General features: G+C 43.8%; 8 protein-coding genes and 1 pseudogene. 3 read left to right on the top strand and 6 right to left on the bottom strand.

The window, feature by feature from the left end; genetic code table 11:
* Window positions 1-122 precede the first annotated feature (122 nt).
* On the bottom strand, window positions 123-416 hold the full coding sequence (locus HWQ38_RS38880; RefSeq protein ID WP_292805455.1) for a transposase: 294 nt from the start codon (window positions 414-416) through the stop codon (window positions 123-125).
* A gap of 83 nt (window positions 417-499) precedes the next feature.
* On the opposite strand from HWQ38_RS38880, the gene HWQ38_RS38875 reads away from it, so the two are divergent.
* The 3 genes and pseudogenes from HWQ38_RS38875 to HWQ38_RS38865 form a co-directional block, all read left to right on the top strand.
* Complete coding sequence (locus HWQ38_RS38875; protein WP_292805441.1) at window positions 500-1,483, top strand: AraC family transcriptional regulator; 984 nt, start codon at window positions 500-502, stop codon at window positions 1,481-1,483.
* A gap of 116 nt (window positions 1,484-1,599) precedes the next feature.
* Window positions 1,600-3,030: a TonB-dependent receptor plug domain-containing protein gene (locus HWQ38_RS38870; RefSeq protein WP_292805438.1), complete on the top strand. Its 1,431-nt coding sequence runs from the start codon at window positions 1,600-1,602 to the stop codon at window positions 3,028-3,030.
* Between the two features lie 74 nt (window positions 3,031-3,104).
* Window positions 3,105-3,287 (top strand): annotated as a pseudogene (locus HWQ38_RS38865) (hypothetical protein); the annotation flags it as partial.
* 2 nt (window positions 3,288-3,289) lie between these two features.
* Here HWQ38_RS38865 and HWQ38_RS38860 read toward each other — a convergent pair.
* The 5 genes from HWQ38_RS38860 to leuD form a co-directional block, all read right to left on the bottom strand.
* Window positions 3,290-3,601 carry a hypothetical protein gene (locus tag HWQ38_RS38860; protein ID WP_292805435.1) on the bottom strand — a complete coding sequence of 104 codons (312 nt, stop codon included), beginning with the start codon at window positions 3,599-3,601 and terminating at the stop codon, window positions 3,290-3,292.
* Complete coding sequence (locus tag HWQ38_RS38855) at window positions 3,585-3,869, bottom strand: BrnT family toxin (RefSeq protein WP_334787264.1); 285 nt, start codon at window positions 3,867-3,869, stop codon at window positions 3,585-3,587. The genes HWQ38_RS38860 and HWQ38_RS38855 overlap by 17 nt, the downstream gene beginning before the upstream one ends.
* A gap of 179 nt (window positions 3,870-4,048) precedes the next feature.
* Window positions 4,049-4,954, bottom strand: coding sequence for a DUF3153 domain-containing protein (locus HWQ38_RS38850; RefSeq protein WP_292805432.1), 906 nt, complete (start codon window positions 4,952-4,954; stop codon window positions 4,049-4,051).
* 294 nt (window positions 4,955-5,248) lie between these two features.
* Window positions 5,249-5,788 (bottom strand): tetratricopeptide repeat protein, encoded by a 540-nt coding sequence (locus tag HWQ38_RS38845; protein WP_292805429.1) that lies wholly within the window; start codon window positions 5,786-5,788, stop codon window positions 5,249-5,251.
* 100 nt (window positions 5,789-5,888) lie between these two features.
* A complete protein-coding gene (gene leuD, locus HWQ38_RS38840; protein WP_292805427.1) occupies window positions 5,889-6,497 on the bottom strand; it encodes a 3-isopropylmalate dehydratase small subunit in 609 nt (202 codons plus the stop codon).
* Window positions 6,498-6,534 lie beyond the last annotated feature (37 nt).

Below are 6,534 nucleotides of genomic sequence, written 5' to 3'. Positions count from 1 at the left end.
TTGTTTCTTCCATCCATAACGGAAGCGATAGCGTCCGTAAACAGCTTCTGTCACTCTCCGAAAACATTTGCCATTTCTGAATTCTAGAGCTTTTATCTACCAAGGGTTCACACGATTTTTTTCTAATAACAAATACAACACCGATTTTTTTCTAATAGGATAGCTTGTATTGATTGCCTGATGAGGCTTCTAGCTATTACCCTCCCGGAGAGTGACAAAAGAGGGATAGCTTGAAAAAGTGCTTTTTGTCTATTGAAAAAGTGATTGATAGATTTTAAAGGTCTGCCATTTATCAGGAACGGTACTAAACCGGACTGATTGAAAGTTACAGCCGCTAAATTATTCAATCCTAAATCTATGCTAGCAATTTTACTTTGATCAAGAAGATGAGGTTCTATTTCTTTGTTGTAAACAATTTCAACAATATATACGAATAAATCGTGATAAATTTATTGATAATTTATATCATTAATTTCTAACCATCTACCAATCGCCAGCTATGACAATTACCCTAACGCCGGAACAGGAAAAAGAGCTTTGGGCAGAAGCTAGACAGAATAGCCAGCAAAACTTGTCAGAGCCATTTGAATCCTATTGTCAAGTACCCAAGCAACTGGGCAAAGGATATACGCGAAGCATAGAAGTGCATCCCCAAGTGTGGCTGGGGATTGGTAACTACGAATACTACGATGACATACTGGAACCAGGCTGTGAATGCGTTCACCCTTTGCAATTTTGTGTTCGTCTTTCAGGAAAAGTTATAGATGAATTTGGAGGGCAAATAGGAGAAGGATACACAGCCATTTCCGGTGGCGGCATTCAACCAAAGATGGCTTTTTTGGATTCTCAAGCGCACCTGGGTATTGGCTTCAGTATGCCTCCTGAGTTGTTGGCAACCTTTTTTCCTACAGGGGACGGAGAAATTCCACCGCAATTACGTTTTTTGGCAAAGGGTAACGAGTGGCAGATATTGCTCTACCCAAAAACTACAACAGCAATACAGACAGTGGCACAGCAAATAGTCAACTGTCCTTACCACGGGATGACGAAGCGTTTGTATTTACAGGCGAAGGTGCTAGAGTTGATGGCATTGCAACTTGCCCCCTTCTTAGCTGACCAAGATGAACCGCAACCACGATTTAGAGCCGGAACTGTGGAGCGGATATATCAAGCAAGAGAAATTTTACTCTCCCGTCTAGAAAATCCACCATCATTACTAGAATTAGCACAACAGGTAGGAGTAAGCGATCGCACCCTGCAACGTGGTTTTCAGCGACTCTTTGATACTACCGTATTTGGTTACTTGACAGACAAACGCATGGAGCGAGCAAAACGCTGGCTCAGAGAAGGAAATCGCACAGTGCTAGATGTGGCAATTATGACTGGTTACTCCAATCCCACCCACTTTAGTGTTGCTTTTAAACGTAAGTTTGGTATCTCTCCTAGTCAGTGTCGGTTGCCAGAAAAGTCTGTTTGGCGATGATTAATTCTGTATTGGGGTAGACGCGACTCATCTAATTCCTCTAATCTCAATTTTGAGTTTATTCAGAAATCTTCTCAACAAAGAGGGTTTTAGTTACTGGAGTGTGGGGAATTATTGTGAGGATTCAAGAGTTGTCGTCTAATATTTGGCTGTGTTTGGTGATGAGTTTTCTGCCATTGTTGATGGCACAATCTGTACGGGCAGAAGTGAAACAGAATCAGACAACAGCAATTACAACAATTAAGCGACTGAGCGAGATTGAACGCCCAGCCACTAATGTTAGCGAGTTGTTTTCTCAATCGTCAACACCTTCAAGTGCAGTTGTGCAAGTGACAGCAGTGAAGGCAAATCCTACCGCCAAAGGTGTGGAGGTGATTTTACAAACCACCAAAGGGGAACAATTACAAATTACTAATCGCAGTACTGGTAATAGTTTTATTGCTGATATTCCTAATGCCCAGCTGCGTTTACCCAATGGTGATGGGTTTACATTCCGTTCGGAAAAACCACTTGCGGGAGTTACTGAAATAACAGTAACAAATTTTAATGCTAACACAATCCGGGTGACGGTGATCGGTGAGGCAAGCTCACCAACAGTCGAGTTATTTGACAGTGATGAAGGTTTGATTTTCGGGTTGACAACTGCTGCATCTACTGCACAGCAGCCACCCCAAACACAACCAACACCTCAAGTAGAGCAGCCAACAAACCCAACTCAGCCGAAGCAACCATCAGGGCCGGATAATCAGCCAATTGAATTGGTGGTGACAGGAGAACAAGATGGATACAGTGTACCAGATGCGACCACTGCGACCAAAACCGATACACCCTTGCGCGACATCCCGCAATCAATTCAAGTTGTACCGCAACAGGTAATCCGCGACCAACAAGCCACCCGCTTGAACGATGCTTTAAGAAATGTTCCCGGTGTGATTACATCATCTGGATCACCTGGCAATAACGAAACAAGTGCATTTACCATTCGGGGCTTTGATAGTAGTGGGACTACGATCAGGAATGGTCTGATAGATCCTCTGGGCGATCGCTCACTGGAACTCTCCAATATAGAGCGAGTGGAAGCCCTCAAAGGTCCGGCTTCAGCTCTGTTTGGTAATGGTAGTCCCGGTGGCACAGTCAACTTGATTACCAAGCAGCCCCTCGCCACTCCTTACTATGCCCTTGAAGCAACGGTTGGAAGTTACAGCTATTATCGGGGCGCTGTCGATCTGTCTGGGCCTTTAAACGATGACAAAACAGGGCTGTATCGACTAAATGTGTCTTATAAAGATGCAGGCAGTTTTATCGATTTTGCTCATGATAAAAATCTACTCATTGCGCCAGTGGTTAGTTTTGCCATTGGTGAGCGCACAAAGCTAACTCTGGAAGGAGAGTATATCAGTGCAGACACCAATCGATTGTGGCTACCAGCCGTCGGCACTGTACTACCTAACCCAAATGGGAAAATACCACGCAACCTCAACACTAGTGGATCTGACAGGAATGACAATTATGTTCATCAAGATATTGGTAGAATTCAAAAGTGTTGAATGTTAAGAGAAATCCGATAAAAACAGCCCAAAATATGTTAAATTTTGGGCGGAAGATTAAAGTATATCTATTTTTTCAGTTGCCGAGTTATTTCCGTACTGATGCTGCCATTTTCTATAAACAAGGACAGCTCCGCGCACAGGTTAATTTCAGAAATCTGTTTGATGTGGATTATTTTGAGTCTGCTCGTGACCTTTTGCGTGTTTATCCTGGTGAGCCGTTCACGGTGCAGGGCACGATTTCGTGGGAGTTTTGATCCTAGTCGCAATTATGAATATACTCTGCCAACACCTGATTAATCAGCCCTTGAACCCCTTGCTCACCCGCCTTTGCCTCGAAATATTCCACGATGAAGGCATCCAGCAGCAAACTGATGTGCCGCTGATCTCGTTCAACAGTCAGGGTATCGGTTTTTGGTCTCAACTCAATCACTTGCTCCGTACCGTCTTCCAAAACCCGAATCAACGATCCCTGAAACCCTCGATGTCTACCAGGTTTGGCATTGCTGAAGTCATATTCGTCCAACATATCCTCTGCCTCGGTTTCATCCCGTTCAAGTTTGTGATTCATAGATTCGTCGTTCATTTTTAGTCGCCAATCTAGAACTAATAATCCGTATTCTATCGACTCGTTGAGTGCATGTGACAACCAACAAACGCCCACTGCTAGATACACCTATGATCTTAAACCGATCTTCCTGGTCAGAGTGTGCTTCATCATAATCCTCCAAATAGAGAGGATCGTAGAAAATAGTTGCCGCCTCATCAAAGGAAACCCCATGTTTTTTGACATTGAACTGAGCTTTTTGACTGTCCCATTCAAATCGCAATGAATCCATGCAGGCTAAATCACTCCGAAACCGAATATTTACCTTACACCGCTAATTCTGGGCATGGCGCGATCGCTCCCGCATTCCGCAGCGCTTCTGTACTTTTTACAAAAAGCTGGGGAAAGTCTAAAAAAGCCGATGGAAAATACATCGGCTTTGCTAACAATATTCAACAGATGAATAGTTTACTATTCCTGGATCGCTGCTGCTTTGGGAGAAAACTGAATTCTGGGATCTGGCATGAAATTGTATCTCAAGTACAATCCTCCCCAGACGAACAGAATAATGAACAACCCACCAATACCAAGGGGACTGGGAAGCCAGAAAACAGCTTCTATGTGGTTTAGTTCACCAGGCTGGAGTTTCCACACTAGTTGATTGCCATTTTTTTCTGGCGCAATCGCAGTTTCAGTTTGTTGAATGTTTTTGGCTCCCCAAGGAGTCTTCAAGCTAAATTCCAAATTGAGAATTGAACCAGCATTAGCTAGGACGTTACCTTTGCTAGCAATTAAAGATAGCGATCGCAAATCCAAATCATAAATCAACCGATTTCGGACTAAAAGTAAAAAGTTGTTCTGTTCCAAGAGGACGTTTGATTCAATTTTCGGCAGTTCTGAGTCAGATTTGCTCTGCACAGTCTCAGAGGTTTGATTCGCACGGGAGTTAAAAAATTCGTTGAACTTCTCTTGCAATTCCCTACCACTACTAAAAGGAATTGTGACGATGATTTCTTCAGGGGAAACTCGTTGCACTTTCCCCTGAAGTTGACGGGTGCGGCGCTCTATGCTATGTAACCATTCGTATACAGAATCGCCACTAAAACTGGTTAACCGCTCTCCCAACTTAATATGCTGTACTACTTCGCCACTATTTGAATTATCAAAGTTAACCCCCACATCGTACTTCACACAGCCAGACAGTAGCAGGGATGTTAACAGCACTACCCACAAAATAGGATTTCGGATGCGAAAGACGCGCTTGATTCGATTTCGACCATTCAGTGGTGAGATAAATTTCACATTTCCCAACACAAAACTAAATGGTCTGATGAACCACAAGAAAATCTTTCCGAAAATTGAAGAAGTTGAAACCATAAATCTCCCCAAAAGTCAAACTTTCTAACCAATCTTGACTTATTAGTATTGTTTGAGATTCCTAGAACACCGTTTTGGTAAAGAATTTTAATCTAAAATCGTTCGACTGACTTGTACTGAGCTTGCCCTTCGGCAGGCTCAGGGTAACACCTGCCCTGAGCCTGTCGTTCGCGGAGCGTCTCGTAGAGAAGGGTCGAAGTAGCGTAGCCGTGCCGTACTCCTTCTCTACGAGACGCTCCGCGAACGGAGAAGCAAGCTACGCGTAGCGTTCCGCAAGAAAGTCCAAAATTGGTATCAGCCAGGGGTTCCTGAAAAACTCAACCAAACCAAGTACGAGATGGTTAAACCAATGGCAATTAGCGCCACCCAGATAAAGCGATTATCTCTGGTATTGACCTGACTGAGGTCAACTAATTCTGGCTGGGCAGGTTTAGGCTTCTGCTGGACAGAAGATTTCGTAGACTTAGCGACAGTAATTTTGAGTTCATTCTCGGATAATGCGCCCAAATCGGGAATTTCGGTCATCCATTCGCTGGGTCTTTTCAGCTTTGGTGCTTTTAAGATGTAAAGCATCTGTCGCGCTTGTTTGCTGGTTTCAAAATCGGGATGGCGTTTGAGCCTTTGGCAAAGAGCGATCGCCTCATCCGTGCGTCCAGCTGCTTCATAAGCTGTCACCAGATGAATTTCTACTTCGCCCCCAAGACGAGAATTAGCAGCTAACAGGGCGCTGGCCTTTTCTAAATTTTCTACGGCTTGGCGGTATTGCCCATTTTCAAAGGCAATTTTCCCAGTCTGGTAGCGGGTTTGAGCAATTTCTAAACTTTCTGCACTCACGTCTTATATAAAAAATCAGCACTATTTTTATTTTGCCAATAGTTGTAATGTTTTTGGAATCTTTTCAAAGGCTGGCAATCTGAAAGGGAACGAGAGAATATTAACTGGCGGCTAAATTGCCCCAACTCACATAAGGTAATTTGGCAGCCGTTGTCCGAACTTGATCAGCATTGGCCACCAACTGACCGCAAGCGTCCCAAGTCCCGGAAATAAATGTGCTTCTTGTACCTTCACCGATCGCAACTGAAGCGGTGTAATCACCAATTTGCACTTGCAAAGTTTCTAAATTCACTGTCACGACAGCTTGGGGATTGGCAGCTATTAACTCTTGCAGTTGTTTAACAGTAACAGCATCGGCTGTCACACAAGGTATGCCCATTGCCACACAGTTACCAAAAAAGATTTCGGCGAAGCTTTCACCGATTAAAGCTTGAATTCCCCATTTGGCGATCGCTTGCGGTGCGTGTTCCCGTGATGAACCACAGCCAAAGTTACGGTTAACTATTAAAACTTTCGCGCCTTGATATTGGGATTGGTCAAAGGGATGTTCACCTTTAAGTGCTGTCCGGTCATCAATAAACGCGCCTTCACCTAACCCATCAAAGGTAATGGCTTTCAAATATCGTGCGGGAATGATGCGATCGGTATCTATATCGTTGCCCACTAAGGGTATACCGCGCCCTGAAACTGTTTTAACTTCACTCACCATAAATTTAAATTCTTACTTTAATTATTGCCTGTTGCAG

Origin of the sequence: Nostoc sp. NMS7, from assembly GCF_017115085.1 — a bacterium.
GTDB lineage: Bacteria > Cyanobacteriota > Cyanobacteriia > Cyanobacteriales > Nostocaceae > Nostoc.
The sequence above is the reverse complement of the archived record's forward strand: the minus strand, read 5'-3'. Positions and strand labels throughout refer to the sequence as shown.

Bases quoted from the DNA above. Each gene is read 5' to 3' on its own strand.
- HWQ38_RS38875 (WP_292805441.1), top strand. From the start codon at position 500: ATGACAATTACCCTAACGCCGGAACAGGAAAAAGAGCTTTGGGCAGAA.
- HWQ38_RS38860 (WP_292805435.1), bottom strand. From the start codon at position 3,601: ATGAATCACAAACTTGAACGGGATGAAACCGAGGCAGAGGATATGTTG.
- HWQ38_RS38855 (WP_334787264.1), bottom strand. From the start codon at position 3,869: ATGGATTCATTGCGATTTGAATGGGACAGTCAAAAAGCTCAGTTCAAT.
- HWQ38_RS38850 (WP_292805432.1), bottom strand. From the start codon at position 4,954: ATGGTTTCAACTTCTTCAATTTTCGGAAAGATTTTCTTGTGGTTCATC.
- leuD (WP_292805427.1), bottom strand. From the start codon at position 6,497: ATGGTGAGTGAAGTTAAAACAGTTTCAGGGCGCGGTATACCCTTAGTG.